19 protein-coding genes are annotated in these 25,565 nt (G+C 72.3%); 11 read left to right on the forward strand and 8 right to left on the reverse strand.

Annotated features, from left to right (window positions below; translation table 11 throughout):
* Window positions 1–12: 12 nt before the first annotated feature.
* Complete coding sequence (locus tag ACH4ZA_RS18475; RefSeq protein ID WP_319276513.1) at window positions 13–1,629, reverse strand: carboxyl transferase domain-containing protein; 1,617 nt, start codon at window positions 1,627–1,629, stop codon at window positions 13–15.
* 97 nt (window positions 1,630–1,726) lie between these two features.
* On the opposite strand from ACH4ZA_RS18475, the gene ACH4ZA_RS18480 reads away from it, so the two are divergent.
* The 3 genes from ACH4ZA_RS18480 to tesB all read left to right on the forward strand — a co-directional run bounded on the left by ACH4ZA_RS18480 (window position 1,727) and on the right by tesB (window position 4,568).
* On the forward strand, window positions 1,727–2,323 hold the full coding sequence (locus ACH4ZA_RS18480) for a TetR/AcrR family transcriptional regulator (RefSeq protein WP_398430341.1): 597 nt from the start codon (window positions 1,727–1,729) through the stop codon (window positions 2,321–2,323).
* 178 nt (window positions 2,324–2,501) lie between these two features.
* Window positions 2,502–3,659 carry an acyl-CoA dehydrogenase family protein gene (locus ACH4ZA_RS18485; protein WP_319276522.1) on the forward strand — a complete coding sequence of 386 codons (1,158 nt, stop codon included), beginning with the start codon at window positions 2,502–2,504 and terminating at the stop codon, window positions 3,657–3,659.
* Between the two features lie 36 nt (window positions 3,660–3,695).
* A complete protein-coding gene (gene tesB / locus ACH4ZA_RS18490) occupies window positions 3,696–4,568 on the forward strand; it encodes an acyl-CoA thioesterase II (protein ID WP_398430343.1) in 873 nt (290 codons plus the stop codon).
* Between the two features lie 50 nt (window positions 4,569–4,618).
* Here the strand turns inward: tesB and ACH4ZA_RS18495 are convergent, their stop codons facing one another.
* The gene (locus tag ACH4ZA_RS18495; RefSeq protein WP_319276524.1) at window positions 4,619–5,404 is read right to left on the reverse strand and encodes a phosphatase; all 786 of its coding nucleotides are present in this window, start codon (window positions 5,402–5,404) and stop codon (window positions 4,619–4,621) included.
* 117 nt (window positions 5,405–5,521) lie between these two features.
* Window positions 5,522–7,069, reverse strand: a complete 1,548-nt coding sequence (locus ACH4ZA_RS18500; RefSeq protein ID WP_398430345.1) for a PucR family transcriptional regulator ligand-binding domain-containing protein — start codon at window positions 7,067–7,069, stop codon at window positions 5,522–5,524.
* A 158-nt stretch (window positions 7,070–7,227) separates the two neighbouring features.
* Between ACH4ZA_RS18500 and speB the strand changes: the two genes are divergently transcribed.
* Complete coding sequence (speB, locus tag ACH4ZA_RS18505; protein ID WP_319193723.1) at window positions 7,228–8,196, forward strand: agmatinase; 969 nt, start codon at window positions 7,228–7,230, stop codon at window positions 8,194–8,196.
* Window positions 8,193–9,884 carry a thiamine pyrophosphate-binding protein gene (locus tag ACH4ZA_RS18510; protein ID WP_319282393.1) on the forward strand — a complete coding sequence of 564 codons (1,692 nt, stop codon included), beginning with the start codon at window positions 8,193–8,195 and terminating at the stop codon, window positions 9,882–9,884. Before speB ends, ACH4ZA_RS18510 begins: the two co-directional genes overlap by 4 nt.
* A 199-nt stretch (window positions 9,885–10,083) precedes the next feature.
* Here ACH4ZA_RS18510 and ACH4ZA_RS18515 read toward each other — a convergent pair whose 3' ends face one another.
* Both ACH4ZA_RS18515 and ACH4ZA_RS18520 read right to left on the reverse strand, forming a co-directional pair.
* Window positions 10,084–10,221 carry a hypothetical protein gene (locus ACH4ZA_RS18515; protein ID WP_398430348.1) on the reverse strand — a complete coding sequence of 46 codons (138 nt, stop codon included), beginning with the start codon at window positions 10,219–10,221 and terminating at the stop codon, window positions 10,084–10,086.
* A gap of 483 nt (window positions 10,222–10,704) precedes the next feature.
* Window positions 10,705–11,856 carry an acyltransferase family protein gene (locus ACH4ZA_RS18520; protein WP_398430350.1) on the reverse strand — a complete coding sequence of 384 codons (1,152 nt, stop codon included), beginning with the start codon at window positions 11,854–11,856 and terminating at the stop codon, window positions 10,705–10,707.
* Between the two features lie 248 nt (window positions 11,857–12,104).
* On the opposite strand from ACH4ZA_RS18520, the gene ACH4ZA_RS18525 reads away from it, so the two are divergent.
* A complete protein-coding gene (locus ACH4ZA_RS18525; RefSeq protein ID WP_398430352.1) occupies window positions 12,105–12,281 on the forward strand; it encodes a hypothetical protein in 177 nt (58 codons plus the stop codon).
* 265 nt (window positions 12,282–12,546) lie between these two features.
* Window positions 12,547–13,212: a DinB family protein gene (locus ACH4ZA_RS18530; RefSeq protein ID WP_398430353.1), complete on the forward strand. Its 666-nt coding sequence runs from the start codon at window positions 12,547–12,549 to the stop codon at window positions 13,210–13,212.
* 69 nt (window positions 13,213–13,281) lie between these two features.
* Here ACH4ZA_RS18530 and ACH4ZA_RS18535 read toward each other — a convergent pair whose 3' ends face one another.
* Together ACH4ZA_RS18535 and ACH4ZA_RS18540 are read right to left on the reverse strand one after the other, a co-directional pair.
* Window positions 13,282–14,088, reverse strand: coding sequence for an endonuclease I family protein (locus ACH4ZA_RS18535; RefSeq protein WP_057574537.1), 807 nt, complete (start codon window positions 14,086–14,088; stop codon window positions 13,282–13,284).
* 196 nt (window positions 14,089–14,284) lie between these two features.
* On the reverse strand, window positions 14,285–16,477 hold the full coding sequence (locus ACH4ZA_RS18540) for a glycosyltransferase family 39 protein (protein ID WP_398430355.1): 2,193 nt from the start codon (window positions 16,475–16,477) through the stop codon (window positions 14,285–14,287).
* A gap of 212 nt (window positions 16,478–16,689) precedes the next feature.
* On the opposite strand from ACH4ZA_RS18540, the gene ACH4ZA_RS18545 reads away from it, so the two are divergent.
* The 4 genes from ACH4ZA_RS18545 to ACH4ZA_RS18560 all read left to right on the forward strand — a co-directional run bounded on the left by ACH4ZA_RS18545 (window position 16,690) and on the right by ACH4ZA_RS18560 (window position 23,560).
* Window positions 16,690–17,544, forward strand: a complete 855-nt coding sequence (locus ACH4ZA_RS18545) for a serine hydrolase (RefSeq protein WP_398430357.1) — start codon at window positions 16,690–16,692, stop codon at window positions 17,542–17,544.
* Window positions 17,545–17,745: 201 nt separating this feature from the next.
* Window positions 17,746–21,465, forward strand: a complete 3,720-nt coding sequence (locus ACH4ZA_RS18550) for an ABC transporter ATP-binding protein (RefSeq protein WP_398430359.1) — start codon at window positions 17,746–17,748, stop codon at window positions 21,463–21,465.
* Window positions 21,466–21,581: 116 nt separating this feature from the next.
* Window positions 21,582–21,995 carry a hypothetical protein gene (locus ACH4ZA_RS18555; RefSeq protein ID WP_319282077.1) on the forward strand — a complete coding sequence of 138 codons (414 nt, stop codon included), beginning with the start codon at window positions 21,582–21,584 and terminating at the stop codon, window positions 21,993–21,995.
* Between the two features lie 149 nt (window positions 21,996–22,144).
* Window positions 22,145–23,560 (forward strand): S28 family serine protease, encoded by a 1,416-nt coding sequence (locus tag ACH4ZA_RS18560; RefSeq protein ID WP_319282074.1) that lies wholly within the window; start codon window positions 22,145–22,147, stop codon window positions 23,558–23,560.
* 75 nt (window positions 23,561–23,635) lie between these two features.
* Here the strand turns inward: ACH4ZA_RS18560 and ACH4ZA_RS18565 are convergent, their stop codons facing one another.
* Window positions 23,636–25,420 carry a glycoside hydrolase family 3 protein gene (locus ACH4ZA_RS18565; RefSeq protein WP_398430362.1) on the reverse strand — a complete coding sequence of 595 codons (1,785 nt, stop codon included), beginning with the start codon at window positions 25,418–25,420 and terminating at the stop codon, window positions 23,636–23,638.
* Between the last annotated feature and the right edge of the window lie 145 nt (window positions 25,421–25,565).

The following is a 25,565-nucleotide window of genomic DNA, read 5'->3' on the forward strand; positions in this document are numbered from 1 at the left end:
GAAGTCCCCTCCTCACATCCGGAAGACGCCGAACCGGGGCTCGCCCAGCGGCGCGTTGGCGCAGGCCGTCAGGGCCAGGCCCAGCACCTGCCGGGTCTCCTGCGGTTCGATGACCCCGTCGTCCCACAGCCGGGCGGTCGCGTAGTAGGCGTTGCCCTGCCGCTCGTACTGCGCGCGGATCGGGTCCTTGAACGCCTCTTCGTCCGCCGTGGGCCACTCCTGGCCGCCGGCCTCCAGCTGGTCGCGCTTGACGGTCGCGAGAACGGAGGCGGCCTGCTCGCCGCCCATGACGGAGATCTTGGCGTTGGGCCACATCCACAGGAAGCGGGGCGAGTACGCCCGGCCGCACATGGAGTAGTTGCCCGCGCCGTACGAACCGCCGACGACGACCGTCAGCTTCGGCACGCGCGTGCACGCCACCGCCGTCACCATCTTGGCGCCGTGCTTGGCGATGCCCCCGGCCTCGTAGTCCTTGCCGACCATGAAGCCGGAGATGTTCTGCAGGAACACCAGCGGGATCCCGCGCTGGTCGCACAGCTCGATGAAGTGGGCGCCCTTCTGCGCGGACTCCGAGAACAGGATGCCGTTGTTGGCGACGATCCCGACCGGATGGCCGTGGATCCGGGCGAACCCGGTGACGAGGGTCTGCCCGAACTCGGACTTGAACTCCGCGAAGCGCGATCCGTCCACCACGCGCGCGATGACCTCGCGCACGTCGTAGGGGGTGCGCGAGTCGACCGGCACGGCCCCGGTCAGCCCGTGGGGGTCGACCTTGGGCTCGACGGAGGGCCGCACCTGCCAGGGCAGGGGACCGCGCGCGGGGAGCGTGGCGACGATGTTCCGCACGATCCGCAGCGCGTGCGCGTCGTCCTCCGCGAGATGGTCGGTCACGCCGGAGACCCGGGAGTGCACCTCGCCGCCGCCCAGCTCCTCCGCGGTGACGACCTCGCCGGTGGCCGCCTTCACCAGCGGCGGGCCGCCCAGGAAGATCGTCCCCTGCTCACGCACGATGACCGCCTCGTCGCTCATGGCCGGCACGTACGCCCCGCCGGCCGTGCAGGACCCGAGGACCGCCGCGATCTGCGGGATGCCGGCCCCCGACATCCGGGCCTGGTTGTAGAAGATCCGCCCGAAGTGCTCACGGTCGGGGAACACCTCGTCCTGCATCGGCAGGAACGCCCCGCCGGAGTCCACCAGGTACAGGCAGGGCAGGCGGTTCTCCAGCGCCACCTCCTGGGCGCGCAGATGCTTCTTCACCGTCATCGGGTAGTAGGTGCCGCCCTTGACAGTGGCGTCGTTCGCCACGATCACGCACTCGCGCCCGCTCACCCGCCCGATCCCGGCGATGACGCCGGCAGCCGGGGCCTGCCCGTCGTACATCCCGTCGGCGGCGAGGGGGGCGAGCTCGAGGAAGGGCGACCCCGGGTCCAGGAGGGTGTCGACCCGGTCCCGGGGCAGCAGCTTGCCGCGCGCGGTGTGCCGGGCCCGCGCCTTCTCACCGCCTCCCAGCCGGGCCGCGGCCAGCTTCCCGCGCAGCTCCTCGGCGAGTGCGCGATGCGCCTCCTCGTTGGCCCGCCAGGCCTCCGACGCGGGATCGCCCGCGCTCGTCAGCTCCGGTGCCTCTTCCATTCTCGCGGTCCCCTCACGCCAGTGATCGACTGTTAATGAGCGTTAACCATTTCCTCCAGGTTAACGACCGCTAACCTCCCTGTCTAGAATTGCTCCCATGGCCACGAGAACCGACGCGCCCACCCGGCGCGAGCAGATCCTCAGGGAGGCCGCGCGGCTGTTCGCCGAGCGCGGCTTCCACGGCGTCGGGGTCGACGAGATAGGCGCCGCGGTCGGCATCAGCGGCCCCGGTCTGTACCGGCACTTCCCCGGCAAGGACGCGATGCTCGCGGAACTGCTGGTGGGCATCAGCGGGCAGCTGCTGACCGGCGCCAGGCGCCGTCTGGCGGAGGCGGGCGGCGACCCGGCGGAGACGGTCCTTGACTCGCTCATCGAAGGGCACATCGACTTCGCGATCGACGACCGTCCCCTGATCACCCTGCACGACCGGGAGCTGGACCGCCTGCGCGACAGCGACCGCAAGCTGGTCCGCCAGCTCCAGCGGCAGTACGTCGAGCTGTGGGTGGAGGCGCTGCGCGCGCTCTACCCGGACCTCGCCGAGCCCGCGGCCCGCTCCGCGGTCCACTCGGTCTTCGGCCTGCTGAACTCCACCCCGCACCTCGGCCGCCCGGGTTCCCTCCCGGGCCGCGCGGCCACGGCCGAGCTGCTGCACCGCATGGCCCGCGGCGCGTTCGCGGCGGCGGGAGCGGAGTGACGAGCGTTACGGGCGCCGGGCCCCGGGAGGTCTGGACGCTGTTCCCTACCCGCCGGTACGGTGGCTTCTGAGCGAGCGCTTAGCCGTAGGAAGCCGCAACCACTGATTGAGGAACCCCCACGGCGAGCAACCAGATCCGCGAGAGCGGCGCCGGCTTAGGCGCAGAGAGGGGCCGGCGGTGCGCCGTACGGTGTTCAACGAGGACCACGAGGCGTTCCGGGAGACTCTCCGGGCCTTCATCGAGGCCGAGGTCGTCCCGGTCTACGACGAGTGGTTCGCGGCCGGCCAGGCGCCGCGCGACTTCTACTACAAGCTCGCCGAGCTGGGCGTCTTCGGCATCCGCGTCGACGAGGAGTACGGCGGCGCCGGCATCGACTCGTACAAGTTCGAGGCGGTCCTGTACGAGGAGACGGCCCGCGCGGGCATCACGTTCGGCGGCTCCGGCGTGCACGTCCTGCTCGGTCTGCCGTACATCAAGCTGCTCGCCAACGACGAGCAGAAGAAGCGCTACCTGCCGAAGTTCGTCTCCGGCGAGGAGATGTGGGCGATCGCGATGACCGAGCCGGGCACCGGCTCCGACCTCGCGGGCATGAAGACCACCGCCAAGTTGAGCGAGGACGGCACGCACTACGTCCTCAACGGCTCCAAGACCTTCATCACCGGCGGCGTCCACGCCGACCAGATGATCGTCTGCGCCCGGACCGACGCGCCCAGCGCCGAGGACCGCCGGCACGGCATATCGCTCCTCGTGGTGGACACCAAGTCCGAGGGCTACTCGATCGGCCGCAAGCTGGACAAGCTCGGCCTGAAGACCTCCGACACCGCCGAGCTGGCGTTCGTCGACGTCAAGGTGCCCGTGGAGAACCTCCTCGGCGAGGAGAACAAGGGCTTCTACTACCTCGGCCACAACCTGGCCTCCGAGCGCTGGGGCATCGCCTACGGCGCGTACGCGCAGGCCAAGGCCGCCGTCCGGTTCGCCAAGCAGTACGTGCAGGAGCGCACCGTCTTCGGCAAGCCGGTCGCGCACTTCCAGAACACCAAGTTCGAGCTGGCCGCCTGCCAGGCCGAGGTGGACGCGGCCGAGGCCGTCGCCGACCGCGCCACGGAGGCGCTGGACGCCGGTGAGCTGACGCCGGCCGAGGCCGCCAGCGCCAAGCTGTTCTGCACCGAGGTCGCCCACCGCGTCATCGACCGCTGCCTCCAGCTGCACGGCGGCTACGGCTTCATGAACGAGTACCCGATCGCCCGCCTGTACGCGGACAACCGCGTCAACCGCATCTACGGCGGCACCAGCGAGATCATGAAGTCGATCATCGCCAAGGACATGGGTCTGTAGGGTCCCGGCGACCTCTGCCCGGTACGACTGGACGCCATGAACCACGCACTGCAGGATCTCCTCGATCTGCTCGACCTGGAACAGATCGAGGAGAACATCTTCCGCGGCCGCTCCCGCTCCGCCGTCGTCCCGCGCGTGTTCGGCGGACAGGTGGCGGCCCAGGCGCTGGTCGCCGCCGGGCGGACGGTCCCGCAGGACCGGCCCGCACACTCCCTCCACGCGTACTTCCTGCGTATGGGGGACCCCGGGGCGCCCATCGTCTACGACGTAGAGCGCATCCGGGACGGCCGTTCCTTCACCACCCGCCGGGTGGTCGCCGTCCAGCACGGCCGGCCGATCTTCTCGCTGTCGGCGTCCTTCCAGGCGTACGAGGAAGGCCTCGACCACCAGACGCCGAAGCCGGCCTCGCCGGACCCGGAGGAGCTGCCCACCTCCCGGGAGCGGATGGGCGGCTACGACCATCTCGACCCGGCGGTCGTCGAGCGGTTCCTGGAGAGCCGCGAGGCGATCGACCTGCGCTACGTCGACGAGCCGCCGTACGGGAAGTTCGGCGAGCCGCGCGAACCGCGCTCCCAGGTGTGGTTCCGCACCAACGGCAAGCTCGCGGACGACCCCCTGCTGCACGTCGTCCTCGCCACCTACGTCTCCGACATGACCCTGCTCGACTCGGTGCTGCTCGCGCACGGGCGCGGCGGCTGGGCCGTGGGGGACGTGGTGGGCGCGTCCCTGGACCACGCGATGTGGTTCCACCGTCCGTTCCGCGCCGACGAATGGCTCCTGTACGACCAGGAGTCGCCCTCCGCGCACGGCGGCCGCGGCCTCGGCCAGGCCCGCATCTACACGCAGGACGGCCGGCTCGCGGTGTCGGTGATCCAGGAGGGCGTGGTCCGCGTCCCCCGGGCGGACTGAGCCCCCGTCCTGAACCTCCGCCCGTGACTCCCCGCCGGTGACCCCCTGTCCTACAGGCCCGCCTCCGCGAGCAGGTAGGCGACCATCGGGTCGTAGTGGCGCGGGCTGACGACGTGGTCGTCCAGGGGGACCGCCACCTGGACGACGCCCTCCGCCTCGCCGATGAACAGCGCCGGGTCGTTGCAGTCGGCGTAGCCGACGGAGTCCACGCCGTGCCGGCCGGCGTATCCCGCCCAGCCGTGGTCGGCGACGACCAGGTCCGGCAGCGGGCGCCCCGCGCGCTCCAGCGCCGTCAGGATCGCCTTCATCGGCTCACCCGAATGGGTGTGCCACAGCGTCGCCCCGTGTTCGAGCACCGCCACGTCGGCGACCTGCCAGACGTACCCCTCGTCGGTCTGCAGACCCGGCGGGATGACGACGATCTCGCAGCCCGCCGCGCGCAGGGCCGCCGCGGTCGCGCGGTGCACGTCCAGCAGGCCGCCCGGGTGGCCGGTGGCGAACAGCACCCGCTGCCGGCCCTCGGCCGCCTTGCGCAGCCGGGCCGCCATCCGGTTCAGGCCGTCGACCGTCAGCTCGGGGTCGATGGTGTCCTGGCCGTAGCGGTACTCGGGATCGTCGTTGACGCCCACCCGCTCCGCCATCACCGCGAGCACGTCCTGCTCGTCGGTCCAGCGGTCGCCGAGTTCCAGGCCCAGCCAGAAGTTGCGCACGCCGTTGGCGAGTTGGCGGTAGTGCGAGAGGTTGTTCTCGCGCGGGGTGGCGACGTCCCCGGCGATACGCGTTCTGACGAGGTGGTCGACGAGTTCGACGCGGCTGGGCGTCGCGGATATCGGCATGGTCTCCATTGTGGGGCAGCGCGCTGTGGGCGTCCCGGCCGTTCCCCCCGCTGGGACACGCGTCACGCCCCCTGTGCAGGCCTTTGGGCGGCCCTGATCGGTCCTGGTCGCTCCCGGTCAGTCCTGTTTCAGCGCGAACCACAGCTCCATCCGGACGTCGGGATCGTCCAGGTCGGCGTCGAGCAGCGCGGCGCAACGGGCGATCCGCTGCCGCACGGTGTTGCGGTGCACGGCCAGGGCGACCGCCGTCCGGTCCCAACCGCCGTGCAGGGAGAGCCAGGCGCGCAGCGTCTCGACGAGGGCCGCCCGCCCGGCGAGCGGGGCGAGCAGGGCGCGCGCGTGGTCCCGGGCCTCGTCCGCGGGCACCAGGTCCAGCAGGCCGGCCCCCGAGCCGTGACGCACCAGGGCCGTGCGGGCGGCCAGGGCCCGGCCCAGGGCGCGGGCCGCCTGCGCGTCGGCGGCCGGCCAGCCGGCCGGAGTGGTGTCCGCGCTGACGCCGAGGACCCAGCCCGGCTGCGGCCGCGGCGGACGGCCCGCGGGCACGAGGACCCGCACGACGTCCTCGCCGAGATCTACCAGCGGCGAACCCAGCCCCGCGCCGAACGCGGAGGCCGCCAACGGGTCGGGAGTGCGCCCGCCCTGCGGCCGCCCGTGCACGACGAGCCACCGCTCCCCGCCCAGCAGCGGCGCCACCTCCTCGGGCGCGCCGCCCAGCAGCAGCCGTACCAGCGCCGAGGAGCGTGCCGCTCCCGACCCGCTCTGCTGCTCGCCGGTGAGCAGGGAGAGCAGCACGGCGGCGACGGAGGCGATGGTGTGGTCGCCGGGACCGCGCCGGGGCGCCGCCACGCCCAGCACGAAGCCCCGCCCGGCGCCGAGCGCGTAGGCGGACAGGTGGACGCCGGCCGGAGTGGTGTCGCCGGCGGTGGCCGGAGGGGCGGCCGAGGGCGGGGCGGCGGTCTGCGCGGCGGGCGTGGCGGCGCGGGAGAGGAGCAGACGGGCGAGCGCGGAGAGCGGGTCGTCCGCCTCGGACGGGCTGCCCGCCCCGGCGATCTCCGCGCCCTCCGGGCCGTACAGCACCGCGCGACCGCCGACCCGCCGGGCGAGCTGCCGCAGCACGGACGGGACCGGGTCCGGGCGTGCGGCGGCGGCCGCGAGGCTCTGCTGGGCTTCGGTCACCCGGCGCAGTTCGGCCGTGCGGGCGCGCTCGATCAGCTGCCAGACGGCACGGGCGACGGCCGCGAACGTGGTCTGCGGGGGCACCTCCAGGAGCGGCAGCCCGTGCGTCTCGCACGCGGCGACCAGCGCCGGCGGCACCGTGTCGTGCACCGGCGTGACGCCGAAGCCCAGGGCCGCGCCCCCCGCCGCCACGACGCGCGACACGTAGTCGTCGAGGTGCGTGCCCGCGGCAGCCGTCCCCGGGATGTGCGCCCCGGCCGTCAGCAGCAGCTCGCCGCCCAGCAGGTACGGGTACGGGTCGGCCATCTCCGAGGAGTGCGCCCCGTGCAGGACCGTGCCGGCGCCGGCCGGTCCGGCGATCTGCCGCAGCCCGAGATCCTCGCGGGCCAGCAGGGCGGCGAGCGGCACGGGCGGAGTGGGCGGGACGGCCGGGGGCACGGCGGGCGGGCCTGCGGCGGGCGGGTCTGCGCTGGGCCCGGGCGACGCCATGTGCGCTTCCTCCATTCCAGAGCCTTCGGATGGATGAAACGTACACTTCGCAGCCGCCGCCGGACTGCCTAGGGTCGAAGGAGCCCCCGACCCGGCCCGTAGGGTCGGACGAGAAACCGTGCGTACGCGACGAAGCGTAGGAAAGAAGGCATACGACCATGGACGGCAACGAGACGCCCCGCGGCCCCGTCGACTCCTCCCGCATCCCGCGGTACGCCGGCCCCGCCACCTTCGCCCGGCTGCCCCGCCTCGACGAGGTCGGCCGCGCGGACGTCGCCGTCGTGGGCGTCCCGTTCGACTCGGGCGTCTCCTACCGGCCCGGCGCCCGCTTCGGCGGCAACGCGATCCGCGAGGCGTCCCGGCTGCTGCGGCCGTACAACCCGGCGCAGGACGCCTCCCCGTTCGCCCTCGCCCAGGTCGCGGACGGCGGCGACATCGCGGTGAACCCGTTCGACATCCACGAGGCCGTGGAGACGATCGAGGCGGCCGCCGACGACCTGCTCGGCACCGGCGCGCGCCTGATGACCCTGGGCGGCGACCACACCATCGCGCTCCCGCTGCTGCGCTCGGTCGCGAAGAAGCACGGCCCCGTGGCCCTGCTCCACTTCGACGCCCACCTCGACACCTGGGACACCTACTTCGGCGCGGAGTACACGCACGGCACGCCGTTCCGCCGGGCGGTGGAGGAGGGCGTCCTCGACACCGAGGCGCTGTCCCACGTCGGCACCCGCGGCCCCCTCTACGGCAAGCAGGACCTCACCGACGACGAGAAGATGGGCTTCGGCATCGTCACCTCGGCGGACGTCTACCGGCGCGGGGCCGACGAGATCGCCGACCAGCTGCGCCAGCGCATCGGCGACCGCCCCCTCTACATCTCCATCGACATCGACTGCCTCGACCCGGCGCACGCGCCCGGCACCGGCACCCCGGAGGCGGGCGGCATGACCTCCCGCGAGCTCCTGGAGATCCTGCGCGGCCTCGCCTCCTGCAACCTGGTCTCGGCGGACGTCGTCGAGGTGGCCCCCGCGTACGATCACGCGGAGATCACGTCTGTGGCCGCGTCCCACACGGCGTACGAACTCACCACGATCATGTCCCGACAGATTGCCGAGGCTCGCGCGAAGTGACTCACGACCACGACCTGGTGCTCCGCCCCACCGCCGCGCAGACGGAGGCCGCACTGAACCCTCCCCCCGGCCGCACCGGCGGAGACCTGGTCGTGGAGACCCTGGCCGCGCTCGGCGCGACGACGGTGTTCGGCCTGCCCGGCCAGCACGCGCTCGCCGTCTTCGACGCCCTGCGCCGCTCCTCACTGCGCTACGTCGGTCTGCGGATGGAGAACAACGCGGGCTTCGCGGCGGACGCGTACGGCAGGATCACCGGGGAGGCCGCGCCGCTGCTGCTGTCGACGGGCCCGGGCGCCCTCACCTCCCTCGCCGCCCTCCACGAGGCCGCGGCGGCCTCCGCCCCGGTCCTGGCGATCAGCAGCCAGGTCCCGACGGCCGGGCTGGGCGGCGGCCGGCGCGGTTATCTGCACGAACTCCCGGACCAGGCGGCCTCGTTCAGGGGTGTCGTGAAGTCCGTCCACCAGGCCCGCACCGCATCGCAGATCCCGTCGGCGATCGAGGCGGCCTGGAAGTCCGCGCTGACGGTCCCGCACGGCCCGGTGTGGGTGGAGATCCCGCAGGACGTGCTGCTGGCGCGGACGTCGATCCCGGTCGTGACGGGCGGCGACGCGTTCCCCGACGAACTGCCGCCACGCCCCGAACTGACCGCCGTGGCCGCCGACCTGCTGTCCCGTGCCGAACGCCCGGCGATCATCGCCGGCGGCGGAGTGGTCCGGGCGGACGCGTCGGGCAAGCTGCGGCAGCTCGCGGAGAAGATCACCGCCCCCGTCGTCACCACCCCCGGAGGCAAGGGCGCGTTCCCCTGGACGCACCCCCTCTCCCTGCAGTCCTGGCTGGAGGACCGGCACACCACGGACTTCCTGGAGGACGCGGACGTCCTGCTGGTGGTCGGCTCGGGCCTCGGCGAACTGTCGTCCAACTACCACACGTTCACGCCGCGCGGCCGGATCGTCCAGATCGAGGCGGACCTCGGCAAGCTGGAGTCCAACCACCCGGCGCTGGGCATCCACGCGGACGCCCGGCTCGCGTTGCAGGCGCTTCTGGAGACAGTGGAGGAGCGGCAGGACGAGAGCGCGCCCGGCCGGGTACGGGACCTGCTCGCGAAAGTCGCCGACCGCATCGCCGCCCAGGGCCTCACCCTGGAGCAGGAGGTGCTGGCGTCGGTGCGCAGGGCGCTGCCGGCCGACTCCCCGTCCTTCTGGGACATGACGATCCTGGCGTACTGGGCGTGGTCGGCGTTCGACGCCCAGGGCCCGAACCACATGCACTCCGCGCAGGGCGCCGGCGGTCTCGGCTACGCCTTCCCCGCGGCGCTGGGCGCGGCGGTGGCCGACCCGACCCGGCCGGTGCTCGCGGTCTCCGGCGACGGCGGCGCCCTGTACTCGGTCGCCGAGCTGGCCACGGCCCGCCAGCACGACCTGAACGTGACCTGGCTGATCGTCGACGACGGCGGTTACGGCATCCTGCGCGAGTACATGACGGACTCCTTCGGCGCGGCCACCGGCACCGAGCTGGCCCGCCCGGACTACGCGGCGCTGGCGGAGTCCTTCGGCGTGCCGGGCGTGCGGACGTCCCCGGCCGCCCTGGCGGCGGACCTGGCGAAGGCCCTGTCCGAGCCCGGCCCGTCGGTGGTCGTCCTCCCGGCGCTGCTGCGCATGTTCGCACCGACGCACCTGGGATCGGACTGATCACCAGATCGGCTGTCCGGGCTGATGCGTCACGGAAAGGTTCCGCGAGGTCGTAGCCGTTTGCCGGTCGGGCCGATGTCAGTCGCGGCCACTACGGTGAGCCCGGAGCGGAGGACAGCGTGCCGCTGAGGCTCCGCGTAGCCAACGTACGGTCTCTGCGAGACGAGCAGGGGCTGTCCTTCGTCGCGCCCGGCGAGGATTAGGCCGGGATGATCAGGCCGCCGGCACCGGCGCAGATTCCCGCGGTCGCTGCGATGCACCCGGCAGTGAGGACGCCGATGCCCGCCGCAGCCGCCCAGCCGTAGAACTTGCGGTGCCTGCGGATGTGGCGGCCCACCGAGCTTTTCTTGAAGCTGTTCCACTTCTTCTTGAACCAGCCCCACCTGCCGTCGAGGTCGTAACGGTTGACCGGGTCGCCGTTGACGTACTCCCTCGGTCACCCATCGCGGGCTGTCGCCGTCGTCACCGTAGTGGTTGACCTTGGAACCGGTCTGGGTCCAGGTGGTGCCTGATCCCGTCTCGGTCGTGCATGAGCGGTAGCGCAGTGCGGCGTCCAGCTGCCAGGAGCAATGCTCAGGTGACCAAGGCTGCAGGGCCCATCGCGGTGGCCGTCCCGCGCGTGAACGACAAGCGGGTCGACGAGACGACGGGCGAACGTCAGCGGCGAGGGCGGGGACCGGTCCTGGTCCGGCGGCCGCTCATCGCCGCCCAGGACTCGTCGAGGTGCCTCACACAGACCGGCCACCTCGACGCTCCCGTAGGGCCGCTGCAGTCGCAGCGTGACGGTGTCGCCTCCGTGCGGCCGCCAGTGCAGCTTGGGTCAGTGCAGCGACCCCACAGCCTGACGGTCCTGCGCGGGCCGTCGCCGAGTGTCCCACCAGGTACGCAGCCGCCGCTCCAGCGGGCGCTCCACGGCGTAGTGCAACGCCGCGGCGCCGGCGAGCGAGATGATGAGAAGGGCCGCGTACCACTGCAGGTTCGACCAGCTCACCGTCTCTTTCCCGAACGTGTCACGCGCGACGTAGATGAAGGTCGCGTGGACGAGGTAGAACGCGTAAGACCACTCGCCGAGGAGGACGAGAGGACGCCAGCGCAACAACGAGCGTTTGCCTGCGAGGTCACGCCAGGCGATCGTGGCGATCATCGCGGCACAGGCGAAGATGATCCACTCATCCTTCGTGACCCGTACGAAGGCGGCAAAGGTGTTTCCGGCCGGCCGGTCCGCGGTGGTGACCAGCCAGCCGGCGAGGGCGGCAGAGCCCAGGAACGCCCAGACGGGGGCGATGCGCACTCGCCAGCCCGAGAGCATCGCGCGAGCGATGGCGATCCCGATGACGAACTCACTCAGCCGTACCACCGGGAGCGGCACCTCCGCCGCCCGGGAATGCGGCTGGAACCATACGTAGACGCGGTAGACGAGAGCCGCAGCGAAAGTGAGGGTCATCGCCACCAGTGCGCCACGCACCCTCAGCCGTGCGAACACGCGATGCAGCGCCGGGAACAGAGCGTAGAAGAAGAATTCGCAGGTCAGCGTCCATGCTGCCGGATTCCCCGAATACAGCAGGACCGGATCCCGCCACCAGCCCTGGATCAGCGGGACGGACAGCAGAAGGATTCCGACGCTGACCGGCTTGACCCAGCTCTGGGCCGGGTCGGGGGTGTAGCTGTAGAAGACGGGTATCGCGAACAGCAGGGCCACGAAGTGCGCGGGATAGATCCGAGCGAAACGCCGCCAGTAGAAGGTGGGCGCGGTGACGCCCGGCCGCGCCGACCAGGTCAGCACAAATCCGGAGAGCACGAAGAAGAGCGTGACTCCGTACTTGCCGAAGCCGACCACCTCAAAGACCGGCAGCGGCGCCAGATTGGTCATGTGGTGGGCGAAGACACCGAAGGCAGCCCACCAACGCAGTCCGGTGAGCGAGTCGAGGCGGCCGGCCCGGGCGGGCGGGGCGGCCGCCGTCGGCTGATTCATGAAATCGGTCACTCTCATCGGGCTGGTCGGGTGTGTCGGGGTCTCGCCAGAGTGTAAGGGGGTATCCCGGCCCGTTCGTGGGGAGTCCCTGGCCGCTGGACTCGGACGTTCGGCGCCCCCGCCTCGGTGTTTCACCGTGAATTCCATGAACTGTGACATTCTGTCACCGCATGCAAAAGGTGCCCTGTGGCCTGCGATGATCCGGTTTGTTGAGGACTGGGTCATGAGCGGGTGGGGGCACCTTTCACGTGCAGGGTAGCGAGTGGGCGCGGGGTCTGGCGATGTCGGGGGCCGGGAAGGGACAGGTCGGGCATGTGGGCGGGGTGCATCTGCGGCTGCTCGCGGAGCGCACGGGCCTGAGGGGGGAACTGCCGGCGGCGCTGGCCCGGCCGGGGTTCGTGCCGCTGCACGACCGGGGCAGGTGATGGTGGACCTCGCGGTCGCGATCACTCTGGGCGCGACCTGCATCCGTGCAATCCGCTGCTGGAACACCAACGCCCGGTGTTCGGTGATCGACAGTGACGGGACGCTGATTCCCGCGCCGTCGGAGAAAGAAGGAGCCCATGGCGTCGGCATCCCAGACGGCCCGGCACAGCAGATGCCGTGCCACCTGCTCCCCGGACTTCGCGGCACGGGCACTCGCTTACGCACACCGGGGCCGTCGACGAAGGCCGTTGATACCGTCCCGGCATGTCTGAAGCACCCGGAACACCCGGCCCCGGCGCCCGCCCCGGCCCCGTCACCGCCGACGACGTGCGGGACGTCGTCCGCGCGGCGGCGGCCGTGCTGCGCGAGGCGGGGGAGGCCGACTGGGACGTCAGGGCCGGTTCCCTGGAATGGAGTTGCTGGGAGACCGTCGAGCACCTCGCCGACGACCTCTTCGCCTACGCCGCCCAACTGGGGCCCGAGGAGCCGCCGTCGGACCGGGACGTGCCCTTCGTCTGGAGCCCGCAAAGGCCCGGCGGACCGGCCAACGTCGTCTTCGCCGACCGCGCCGCCGGAGCCGCCGGGCTGGTGCAGGTGCTGGAGGCGAGCGGCGCTCTGCTGACGGCCATGGTGCGCACCGCCCCGCCGGACGTCAGGTCGCATCACGTGTTCGGCGCCTCCGACCCCGAGGGCTTCGCCGCCATGGGCGTCGTCGAGACGCTGGTGCACGTGCACGATGTCGCCGAGGGGCTCGGGGTGCGGTGGGAGCCGGACGCCGGACTGTGCGGCCGGGTGCTGGCGCGGCTCTTCCCCGACGCCCCGACGGGCACCGACGCGTGGCCCGCCCTGCTGTGGGCGACCGGCCGGGGCGAGCTGCCGGGGCGTGCGCGTCTCACGCGGTGGCGCTGGCACGGTGCTCCCCGCGGGTGACGCCGAAAGGGGCCGAACCTCCTTGTCGCCATGGGAGGTTCAGCCCCTGCGGGTGTGCGTGCCGCGGTCCTACCAGATCGCCTCGACCCACTCCGGGTGGTCGATGAACGGGTTGCGGTTGTGCTGGTAGGTGTCGTAGATGGTCTGGTTGCGCTTCTCCTCGAAGGCGCTCGGCGGGTCCTCGTCGTTCCACTGCTTGAGCACGGACAGCTTGCCGATGTACGGGTTGCTGCCGTTGTTGACCTTCTCGTTGGGCTCGAGGTCGGCGAAGCCGTCGCCGCCGTCGTAGCGGACCGCCATGTAGAGGATCATGCGGGCCACATCGCCCTTGTCGGCGTCGCGCGGCTCGAAGGAGTCGGAGTCGGTGAGGCTGCCGCCGCCGCCCGAGACGGTGCTGCCGCCGTTGTCGAAGTCCTTGTTGCCGCGGATGCTGTTGACCGTCACGTCCGCGGGACGCAGGTGGTGCAGGTCCGTGCCGGGACCGGTCACCTCGCCGAAGTCGCCGTGCGACTTGGCCCAGACGTGCTCGCGGTTCCAGTCGCCGACGTCGCCGCCGTTGAGGGACTTGCTGCGCGAGACGCCGCTGTACAGCAGGATCACGTTGCTGCTGTTGTTCGGGTCCTGGTCGGTGACCTTGAGGGCGTTCCAGACCGCGGAGTACGAGATCTTCGAGACGTTGGCGCTGATGATCGTGTGCAGGGAGGACTTCAGGCTCGTGCCCGTCTTGCCGACCGCGTTCTTGTAGTACGTCGAGTCGTACGCCGTCGTGGTCGCCGCGGCGGGGGACGCGGTGAGCGCGGGGGCGGTGAGGCCGACCAGGACGGCAGTGGTGGCCAGCGCCACCGACTTCCATCGGCGTATGCGTGTCGCCAGCATGTGGGGTGTCCGATCTACGCGGGTTGATTGAAGGCGGCAATCGGGAGAGTGACATGCACATGCGGTCATGGCAATGAATCTGACATGTCTTTCAGATGACGAGATCCGGCAAACCGCCCCTTGTCCACGCGAGTTGATGTGCGCGGACGGCCTCCGACAGAAGAGTCGGAGGCCGTCCGGGTCCTGGGCCTGCGTGTCAGCTCACGTCGGAGGCGTCCAGCCGGTAGACGGTGGACGTGGCGGAGGCAGCGCCGTCGGCACTGGCCCCGGAGGCCGAACTCGCGCCGTACTCGCTCGCCTTCACCGCCGTGCCGTTCTTCTGCACCCACGTGGTGATCTGGGCCAGCAGGCTGTTGTTGCCGCCGCCCGGACCCCCGCCGCCGCCGAGCTGGATGTAGTGCAGCTCGCCCTTCTTCACCAGTTCCTTGAGACGGGTCAGCGTCATCGCGTTGTCGGAGCCGGTGAAGCCGAACATCGAGATGACGGGCTTTCCGGTGCTCAGGATCAGCTGGCCCGCGCTCTGCGAGTTGGACACCGCGATCAGCCAGGTGGCGCCGTCCTGGTGCTTCTCCAGGTACGAGACCAGCCCGCTGTCGGCGCCGCCCATGCCGCCGCCTCCGCCCATGCCGCCGGGTGCCGTGCCGTTGCCGCCGCCGCCCTGCGGGAGTTCGCCGGCGCCGCCGCCCTGCGTCATCCGGCCGTCGCCGCCGGGGAACTCCCCGCCGGCCTGGCCGCCCTGCCGCGTGCCTCCCGGCATCTGGCCGCCGGGGCCGCCGCCGAAGCCGCCCCGGCCACCGCCGCCCGGCCCGCCCATGCCGCCGCCGGTGGAGGGGCCGGCGGTCGGGTTGGTGCCGCCCATCATGCCGCCGGAGGTGCCGAAGGCGGGCGACGCGGCGAACGCCGCCGGACCCGCGAGGCCCGCCACGAGTGCCGCCGTGACGGACACCCCGAGCAGCCGGAGCCTCGGGCCCGAGTCCGCCGAGCGCAGGACGAACAGGCCCACGAGCGCGAGGATCATGACCACGCCCACCGCCGGCCACAGCCAGGTGTTCCAGTCGCCGGCCCGCCGCAGCAGCACGACCGCCCAGACTCCGGTGACCGCGAGCCCGGCCGGCAGCACCCACGACCAGCGGGCCTCGCCGCCCCGGAAGGCGCGCCACAGCAGGACGCCGCCGCCCCCGCACAGCGCCGCGACGCCCGGGGCGAGCGCGGTCGTGTAGTACGGGTGCATGGTGCCCTCGGCCATGGCGAACGTCAGGTAGTGCAGCACGAGCCAGCCGCCCCACATCACCAGCGCGGCACGGGTCGCGTCGGTGCGCGGGGCCCGGCCGCACCGCACCAGGCCGGCGACGAGCGCGACGCCCGCGAAGGGGATCAGCCAGGAGATCTGGCCGCCGAGGACGTCGTTGAACATCCGGCCGATGCCCGCGGTCCCGGCGAAGGAGGCGCCGCCCCCGCCGCCCCCGCCGTTGCCCTCGCCGCCGAGGACCCGGCCGAGGCCGTTGTAGCCCGTGATCAGGTCCCAGGCGCTGCCGTCGGTCGAACCGCCGATGTACGGGCGGTCGTCGGCCGGCACGAGCGAGACCGCGGTCGCCCACCAGAAGCTCGAGACGGCCAGCGCCACGGCGGCGAGCGCCAGGTTGGCGGCCTTCTTCCGCAGGCCGAGCCCCGACGCGTACAGGTACACGGCGAAGACGGCGGGCAGGGCGATGTAGCCCTGGAGCATTTTCGTGTTGAAGGCGAGGCCGAAGCAGACCGCGGAGCCGATGAGCGGCAGCAGCCTGTCGTCGCGGGTGGCGCGCAGGGCGAGCGCGGCGCCCGCTGCCATCAGCAGGACGAGGATCGTGTCGGGGTTGTTGTCCCGGTCGATGGCGACGGTGATGGGGGTCAGCGCGAGGACCAGCGCCGCGACGGCCGCCGCGACGTGCCCGAACGCCCGCTTCACGGAGGAGTGCAGGATCCAGATCGTGCCGAGTGCCGCCGCGATCTGCGGGGCCATCATCTGCCAGGTGCCGAAGCCGAAGACCCGGCAGGACAGGCCCATGACCATGAGCGCGAACGGCGGCTTGTCGACGGTGAGGAAGTTCCCGGCGTCGAGCGAGCCGAAGAACCACGCCTTCCAGCTCTGCGTGCCGCTGTACACGGCGGCGCTGTAGAAGCTGTTGAGGCTGTCGCCCGAGAGGTTCCAGCCGTAGAGCACCCCCGCCAGGGCCAGGACGGCGATCAGTGCGGGCAGCGACCAGCGGGGCGCCTCCTGCGGCGGGTGCGCCGGGGGAGCCGCCGGGGAGGCGCCCGGTGGCGGCGGGTCCGGGGACGCGGCGGGAGACAGAGCGGGGGGCCCGGCGGGAGTCGCGGCCGGCCGGGGGACGGGATCGGTGGCAGATGTCACCACTGCACGATGCGCTCGGCGGATGAGCGAGGCCTGTGCTCCACCTGGGGACGAGCTGTGGTCCGGTGAGAAGCGGGTGAGCGCGCTCCCGGCACGGCGCGAGCTTCCCCTGGTGGTGCGCGTTCTGTTTCCGCCCGGCGACGAACCTGTCACGAACTCCCGCACGTCGAACGGGAGTACAACTATCGATCAGGTGTGTGAGTCAACGTGGCATGACTCACCGGACCGCAAACCGCAGAAGGGGACTGGTCGCCACGGCGCTCGGCGCCGCCGTCCTCGTCACCGGCGTGGCCACCGCCGCGCCCGCCTCCGCCGCCACGCCCACCGTGACCTGCACGTCGAGCAAGGCGGCTCTGGCCACCAAGCTGAAGAAGGACATCACCGCCGCGCTGGTGGGCCGCAAGGGCACGATCGCCGTCGGGCTCTACGACCGCAGCACGAACACCACCTGCACCCTGCGCGCCTCCACCGCCTACGACTCGGCCAGCGTGGTCAAGGTGACCGTCCTGTCCGCGCTGCTGTGGGACGCGCAGAACGCCCGCCGCACGCTGACCAGCCGTGAGAAGTCGCTCGCCACCGCCATGATCACCAAGTCGGACAACGCCTCCACCTCCACCCTGTGGAAGCAGCTCGGCGTGACGAAGATCAAGAAGTTCCTGACGGCCGCGAAGATGACCCAGACCACGCCCGGTGCGAACAACTACTGGGGACTGACCCAGATCACCGTCACCGACGAGCAGAAGCTGCTCAAGCTCATCCACGCCCACAACGCGGTGCTCACCGATGCCTCGCGCTCCTACGTCAGCACCCTGATGGGCAAGGTCGTCTCCGCGCAGCGCTGGGGCACCCCGTACGGCCGGCCCGCGAACGTGTCCTGGCACGTCAAGAACGGCTGGCTGTCGCGCGCCACGCAGGGCTGGCGGGTGCACAGCGTCGGCACGTTCAAGGGCGGCGGCCACGACTACGTGATGACCGTCCTCACGCACGGCAACAGCACCATGAACTACGGCATCGCGACCATCCAGGGCGTCGCCAAGGTCATCCACAAGGACCTGGCCGCCTCCTGAGCGCGCTCGCGCATGATCCCCTCCGCCGGCCACCGGCCCGTCACCGATGCCCTCGGTGACGGGCCGGTGGCCGTCCGTGTTCCCCCGCGGGCGCGCCCCGCACGCCGGGGAGAGGATTGTTGCGGAGGGATGAAATCCGCATCCCCCGGCGTTGGAGCCTTCCGGCAGATCAGGTCAGCTCGAGGAAGCGGAGGCACCGGCGTGAGGGAGCAACGGGGATGGGCACGACGGCTGGCGGGCTACGCCCGGCGCCACCCTGCGGACGTCGCCCTGGCCCTCGGCTCCTCGCTGCTCGGCATGGCCGTGATGGCGCTGGTCCCGCTGGTCACCAAGGTGATCATCGACGACGTCATCGGCGACCACTCCCGTGACATGGCCCCCTGGGCGGGCGCCCTCCTCGCCGCCGCCGTCCTCGTCTACGTCTCCACCTACGTCCGCCGCTACTACGGCGGACGTCTCGCCCTGGACGTCCAGCACGACCTGCGCACCGACATGTTCGAGACGATCACCCGGCTCGACGGACGCCGTCAGGACGAGCTGTCCACCGGCCAGGTCGTCGGCCGAGCGACCAGCGACCTCCAGCTGATCCAGGGCCTGCTCTTCATGCTCCCGATGACGATCGGGAACCTGCTGCTCTTCCTGATCTCCCTCGTGATCATGGCGTGGCTGTCGCTTCCGCTCACCCTGGTCGCCCTCGCGGTGGCGCCCGCCCTCGCGTACATCGCCAAGCGCAGCCGGACCAAGCTCCACCCCGCCACCTGGTACGCCCAGGCGCAGGCGGCCGCCGTGGCGGGCGTGGTCGACGGCGCCGTCAGCGGCGTACGCGTGGTGAAGGGCTTCGGGCAGGAGGATCAGGAGACCGGGAAACTCCGCGAGGTGGGACGCCGGCTCTTCGCGGGGCGGCTGCGCACGATCCGCCTGAACGCCGCCTACACCCCCGCCCTGCAGGCAGTGCCCGCCCTCGGCCAGGTCGCGATGCTGGCGCTCGGCGGCTGGCTGGCCGTCGGCGGTCACATCACCCTCGGCACCTTCGTCGCCTTCTCCACCTACCTGGCCCAGCTCGTCGGCCCGGTCCGGATGCTGGCCGTGGTCCTCACCGTCGGCCAGCAGGCCCGGGCGGGCACCGAGCGCGTGCTGGAGCTCATCGACACCGAGCCGTCGATGAAGGACGGCGCCAAGGCGCTCCCCGCGGACGCCCCGGCGACCGTCGAGTTCGACGACGTCTCCTTCGGCTACGACCCCGAGCGTCCCGTCCTCGACGGCCTCAGCTTCGAGATCCGCCCCGGAGAGACCCTCGCCGTGGTCGGCTCCTCCGGCTCCGGCAAGTCCACGGTCTCGCTGCTGCTGCCCCGCTTCTACGACGTCACCCGGGGCGCGGTCCTCATCGGCGGCCACGACGTGCGCGAGCTCACCCTGGACTCGCTGCGGGCCGCGATCGGCCTGGTCCCCGAGGACTCCTTCCTCTTCTCCGACACCATCCGCGCCAACATCGCCTACGGCCGCCCGGACGCCACCCAGGAGCAGATCGAGGCGGCGGCCCGGGCCGCCCAGGCCGACCGGTTCGTCGCCGAGCTGCCCGCGGGCTACGACACGAAGGTGGGCGAGCACGGACTCACCCTCTCCGGCGGCCAGCGCCAGCGCGTCGCGCTCGCCCGCGCGATCCTCTCCGACCCGCGCCTGCTCGTCCTCGACGACGCCACCTCCGCCGTGGACGCGGCCGTCGAGCACGAGATCCACGAGGCGCTCAAGCAGGTCATGCAGGGCCGCACCACGCTGCTGATCGCCCACCGACGCTCCACGCTCGGCCTCGCCGACCGCATCGCCGTCCTCGACGCGGGACGGCTCGCCGACCTCGGCACCCACGAGGAGCTCCAGGAGCGCTCCGCGCTCTACCGCCGTCTCCTCACCGACCCCGACGAGCTCGGCGGCGTCTCGCCCGGCCACGCCCAGGCGGCCGCCCCCGGCGAGGACACCTCCGTCCGCGACGAGCTGGACGCCGAGTTCGACGCCGAGCGCGGGGTCACCCCCCGGCTGTGGACCGGCGACCGCGAGCCGAAGGACACGGCGCTGTCCGGAACGCCCGCCACCCCCGAGCTGCTCGCCCAGGTCGAGGCGCTGCCCCCGGCCGCCGACACCCCCGGCGTCGACGAACGGCTGGCGGTGCGGCCTGAGGAGTCGTACGGACTGCGCAGGCTGCTGCGCGGCTTCGGCGCGCCGCTCCTGGTCAGCCTCGCCCTGGTCGCCCTCGACGCCGGCATGGGCCTGCTGCTGCCGGTGATGATCCGGCACGGCATCGACCAGGGCGTGTCCCGGGCGGCGCTCGGGGCCGTCTGGGCGGCCTCCCTGCTCGCCCTGCTGGCCGTGGTGGCGCAGTGGGCCGCGCAGACCGGCGAGATCCGGATGACCGGGCGCACCGGCGAACGCGTCCTCTACACGCTCAGGCTGAAGATCTTCGCCCAGCTCCAGCGTCTCGGCCTCGACTACTACGAGCGGGAGCTGACCGGCCGGATCATGACCAGGATGACGACGGACGTCGACGCCCTGTCCACGTTCCTGCAGACCGGACTGGTCACCGCCTTCGTCTCGGTCGTCACCTTCTTCGGGATCATGATCGCCCTGCTGGTGATCGACGTGCAGCTGGCGCTGGTCGTCTTCGCGACGCTGCCGCCGCTGATCATCGCCACCTACTTCTTCCGCAAGGCCAGCGTGAAGGCGTACGAACTGGCCCGCGAACGGGTGTCGACGGTCAACGCCGACCTCCAGGAGTCCGTGTCCGGGCTGCGGATCGTGCAGGCCTTCGGGCGCGAGCGGGACGGCGCGGCACGGTTCGCGGAGCGCTCCGACAGCTACCGCAGGGCGCGCATCAGGGGCCAGTGGCTGATCTCGATCTACTTCCCGTTCGTGCAGCTGCTGTCCTCGGTCGCGGCGGCGGCGGTGCTGATCGCGGGCGCGGGACGGATCGACGCGGCGACCCTCACCACCGGCGCGCTGGTGGCCTACCTGCTCTACATCGACCTGTTCTTCGCCCCCGTGCAGCAGCTCTCGCAGGTCTTCGACGGCTACCAGCAGGCGACCGTCTCGCTGGGACGCATCCAGGAACTGCTCCGCGAGCCGACGTCCACGGGATCCGCTGAACGGCCGCTCGAGGTGCGCTCGCTCCGCGGCGAGATCGCCTTCGAGGACGTGCGCTTCCGCTACGGCACGGAGGAGGAGGCCCTCGCCGGGATCGACCTGCGCATCCCGGCCGGCCAGACCGTCGCGTTCGTGGGCGAGACCGGCGCCGGGAAGTCGACCCTGGTCAAGCTGGTGGCCCGGTTCTACGATCCCACGGGCGGCCGGGTCACCGTGGACGGCCGGGACCTGCGCTCCCTCGACCTGACCTCGTACCGCCACCGGCTGGGCGTCGTCCCGCAGGAGGCGTACCTGTTCCCGGGCACCGTCCGCGACGCCATCGCCTACGGCCGGCCGGACGCCTCCGACGCCGAGGTGGAGGCCGCGGCGCGGGCGGTCGGCGCGCACGAGATGATCGCCACGCTCGACGGCGGTTACCTCCACGAGGTCGCCGAGCGCGGCCGCAACCTCTCCGCCGGCCAGCGCCAGCTGATCGCGCTGGCCCGCGCCGAACTCGTCGCCCCGGACGTCCTGCTCCTCGACGAGGCCACGGCCGCCCTCGACCTGGCGACGGAGGCCCAGGTCAACCAGGCCACCGACCGCCTGACGGGCCGCCGCACCACGCTCGTGGTCGCCCACCGGCTGACCACCGCCGCCCGCGCCGACCGGGTGGTGGTCATGGACCACGGCTGCATCGTCGAGGACGGCACCCACGACGAGCTCCTCGCCCTCGACGGACGCTACGCGCGCCTGTGGCGCACCTTCGTCGGCGCGGCCGAGCCCGAGGAGCCGGTGAGCGCGTCCCGGTGACGGGCGCGCAACCATCGGCACACCTCGGGCGTCCGTACATCAGTACGGGGATCGCACGCGCGGCCGCGGCGGACAGCCGGCCGTCGCGTACGGCGGACGCGGGAGGGGGCAGGACCGTGGGCACAGGTGCGGAACGCGCTCGGAGCACGACGGTCCGAAGACTGACCGCGGCGCTGGCCGTGCTCATCGCGGCCGCGGTGCTCGCCGTCGCCCTGCCGGGCAGCGCGCAGGCGGCCACCGCCGGCTCGTCCTGCACCGGACGCAAGGTGCGCACCCTGTCCTTCCCGGCCGGCTCCGTGCTGATCTACCGGGACGGCGGCGTGGTCTGCGCCGTCACCGTCCAGAAGCGGCCCGGCGTCAAGCGGCTCGTCTCGGTGAGCGTCCAGGCGCGCGGGCTGATCGCCGTGCACAAGTCGCGTATGGACAAACGCAGTTCACCGGTCGCCAAGACGTACGCAGGCCACCGGCGGGTGCGGGTGACGGCAGCGGTGGGCAGCATCGCCTACGGGTCGGGCTGGTTCCTGTGCTGACCCGCGCCCCGGCTCGCCGGACCCCGGCCCCCGCGACGCCCCGCTGACCCGCGCCCCACTCCTGATGCGTCAACCCCCTCTGGTGTGACCCGTGTTGCTCCGATAGCTTCCGGCGACGCACATCTGTCTCACAAGGAGGGTGCACGCGCATGCGCAAGGCGCTCAGATGGCTGCTCGCGCTCACGGTGCTCATAGGCACACTGGGCACGGCGGGAGCGGCGACCGCCGCCCCCACGCCGGAGGCCACCGACATCAAGGACCGGCTGCTCGCGATCCCGGGCGTCAGCCTGATCGAGGAGAAACCGTACCCCGGGTACCGCTTCTTCGTCCTGAACCTCACCCAGCCGGTGGACCACCGGCACCCCTCCAAGGGCGTCTTCCAGCAGCGCATCACCGTGTTGCACAAGGACGTCAGCCGCCCGACGGTCTTCTACACCAGCGGCTACAACGTCTCCACCAACCCCGGCCGCCGCGAGCCCACCCAGATCGTGGACGGCAACCAGGTCTCCCTGGAGTACCGCTACTTCACCCCGTCCCGCCCCGCCCCCGCCGACTGGTCCAAGCTGGACATCTGGCAGGCCGCGAGCGACCAGCACCGCGTCTTCGCGGCGCTGAAGAAGATCTACACGAAGAACTGGCTCGCCACGGGCGGCTCCAAGGGCGGCATGACGGCCACGTACTACGAGCGCTTCTACCCCCGGGACATGGACGGCGTCGTCGCCTACGTCGCCCCCAACGACGTCGTCGACCACGAGGACTCGGCCTACGACCGCTTCTTCGCCTCCGTCGGCACCAAGGAGTGCCGCGACCGGCTGAACGCCGTCCAGCGCGAGGCGCTCGTGCGCCGGGAGCCGCTGGAGCGCAGGTACGCCGCGGACGCGGTGGCGAACGGCTACACCTTCACCACCATCGGCAGCCTGGACCGCGCCTACGAGGCGGTCGTCCTCGACTACGTCTGGGGCTTCTGGCAGTACAGCCTGCTGTCCGACTGCGCGTCGATCCCGGCGTCCGCGGCCACCGCCACCGACGACGAGATCTGGGACTCGGTCGACGCGATCTCCGGCTTCTCCGCCTACACCGACCAGGGCCTCGCCACGTACACGCCGTACTACTACCAGGCGGGCACCCAGCTCGGCGCCCCCACGATCCACTTCCCGGCCATCGAGAAGAAGTACATCCGCTACGGCTACCAGCCGCCGCGCAACTTCGTCCCCCGCGACATCCCGATGACGTTCCGGCCCGGGGCGATGCGGGACGTCGACACCTGGGTGCGGCACAACGCCCGGCACATGCTCTTCGTCTACGGCCAGAACGACCCCTGGGGCTCGGAGCGCTTCCGGCTCGGCAAGGGCGCGAACGACAGCTACGTCTTCACCGCCCCCGGCCTCAACCACGGCGCGAACGTGGCCGGTCTGGTCGCGGACCAGAAGGCGCTGGCCACGGCCCGCATCCTGGACTGGGCGGGCGTCGCGGCGCCGGCCGTGGAGCGGGCGAAGCCGCTCGCCGGGTTCGACCCGAAGCTGGACGTGCGGGACGTGGAACGGGAGCCCGCGCTGCGCCCGTAGCCACACCCCGGACCGGCCGCCCCACGCGGCCGCGCGCACTCCACGCGGGTGCGCGCGGCCGACCGGACCCGGGGCTCAGTACGTAAGGCCGTGGCCGATCGGGTACAGGACGCGGGCCGGGTCGTCCGCCCGCTGGACGGGCACCGGCAGCTTCCCCTGCGGCCGGACCGTTCCGGCGATCACCCGCGCCGCGGCCCGCAGTTCGACGTCGGTCCAGCAGTACGTCGCCAGGCACGCCGTGACGGACGGCAGCCGTGCCACGTCGTAGGGATTGCGGACCGCCACCGCGAGCACCGGCCGGCCGGTCGCCGACAGCCGCTCGACCAGTGTCCTCTGGGCGCTGTCCGCCGTGACGTTGTAGGTGGTGACCACCACGGCGGACGCTTCGCCCGCCGCCGCGACCGCCTGCGCGATCGTCTCGGCGGAGGGGGCCGTGCCCGTGGGCAGGGTCGTCGTCCGGAAGCCCTGTGCGGCGAGGGCGGCGGCGAGGACGCCGGTGGGCGGGCCCGTGGTGCCGGTGGGCGAGGCCGGATCGGCGCCGACGACCAGCAGCGCGGGATGCGAGCGGGGCGACAGCGGGAGCACGCCGCCCTCGTTGACGAGGAGCGTCGTCGTCCGCTCGGCGAGCAGATCGGCCGTCGCGAGGTGCTCGGGGGCGCCGACGGTCCGGGCGACCCCGGCCGGGTCGGTGTACGGATCGTCGAACAGCCCCAGCCGTTCCTTGAGCCGCAGGATGCGCAACACCGCCTCGTCGAGCCGCTCTTCGGCGAGCTCCCCGCCCCGGACGGCCTTCAGGACCGCGTTCCAGGCGACGTCCAGCTTGGGCGGGTTGAGCAGCTGGTCGACGCCGGCCTTGAGGGCGAGCACCGGGACCCGGTCGTCGCCGTACTTCGTGTGCACGCCCGCCATGTCCAGGGCGTCGGTGACCACGACGCCGTCGTACCCCAACTCCTCGCGCAGGAGCCCGGTGACGACGGGCCGGGAGAGGGTGGCCGGGTCGCCGGACGCGTCCAGCGAGGGCACCACGATGTGCGCGGTCATCAGCGAGTCGACGCCGGCCGCGATCGCCGCCCGGAACGGCGCCGCGTCCAGCGCCTCCCACTCCTGACGGGTGTGGGTGATGACGGGGAAGCCGGTGTGGCTGTCCACGGTGGTGTCCCCGTGCCCGGGGAAGTGCTTGGCGGTCGCCGCGACCCCCGCCGCCCGGTAGCCCTCGACCTCCGCCGTGACCAGCGCGGCCACCGCGTCGGGGCCGGCGCCGAACGAGCGGACCCCGATCACCGGGTTGGCCGGGTTCACGTTGACGTCGGCGACGGGGGAGTAGTTCTGCCGGATGCCCATCGCCCGCAGCTCGGTTCCCGCGATCCGGCCGAGGGTGCGGGCGTCGTCGCGGGAACCGCCCGCGCCGATCGCCATCGCGCCGGGGAACAAGGTGGCAGGCCGGCCCACCCGGCACACCGCGCCGTGCTCCTGGTCGGTGGTGATCAGCACCGGCAGACCGCGCGGCTGCCCGAGCGAGGCCCGCTGGAGGCCGTCGGAGAGGTCCGCGATCTGCTGCGGCGCGCGGGTGTTGTGCGCCCAGGCGAAGTAGATGACGCCCCCGAGCCGGTAGCGGGCGAGCAGCTCGGCGCCGGTGCGCACGCCGAAGTCGGCGAGGTTGGCGTCGGCGTCGGCCGGGTCGGGGGCGGTCGCCGAGTGGCCGTGCACCCGCGAGACGAATACCTGGCCGACCTTCTCCTCCAGCGTCATACGGGAGAGGAGCTCGCGCGGCCGGCGCTCGTCCGCGTGCGCGGGGCCGCCGACGGCGAGCGCGGCGGTGACGCCGGCGGTGGCGGCGAGAACGGTGCGTCGGGAGGGCATCGGCGCTCCTTCCGGTGGGGGACGGCGGGGTGGGGGACCGGTGGCGCACGCTACCCGCGCGGCCGCCGCCATCGGCGCATTGGACGGGGCGCGCCGACACCGACCGACCGTGCGGCCCCCGGTGAGGCCGCAAAGCCCGCACCCA

Source organism: Streptomyces sp. NPDC020597 (assembly GCF_044335095.1).
Classification (GTDB): Bacteria; Actinomycetota; Actinomycetes; order Streptomycetales; family Streptomycetaceae; genus Streptomyces.